This is a genomic window from Cupriavidus sp. 05T41, assembly GCF_056396525.1.
Window position 1 is genome coordinate 1 of the sequence record NZ_JBFTLQ010000227.1, and the last position, 354, is coordinate 354.

The window sequence follows — 354 nt, forward strand, 5'->3', positions numbered from 1 at the left end:
AGCCTGCACCGTGACCTGATGCCCTTGGGCAACGTACTTCTTGACGGTCTCCGGGGTGGCGGCGACGCGTGCCTCGCCTGCCCGCGTTTCCTGCGGGATGCCGATATGCATCGTCAATTTCTCCTTTAGCTGGCGTCGTATCTGATTGGGCGGGCAGACGTCCTGGCCCGTTGGTCCACCGCGGCGCGGCGCACCAATTTTTGCGCAGCTTACCCGAAACTTACGTTCGGTGGTGACCGCATGGTCGGCGATTTGTGCGGTCGCCACGACTCATTTTTGCGGCGCATGAAACGACTCGTTTTATGCAGGCTGGATTCCCTCTTGATTCGAACATGTTGCTGCGAGGCCCAATCT

1 protein-coding gene is annotated in these 354 nt (G+C 59.6%); it reads right to left on the reverse strand.

Features of this window, described 5'->3' with window-relative positions; translation table 11 throughout:
* A partial coding sequence (locus AC1DKV_RS40605; protein ID WP_477139788.1) for a hypothetical protein occupies positions 1–111 on the reverse strand: 111 nt, incomplete at its 3' end.
* Positions 112–354 lie beyond the last annotated feature (243 nt).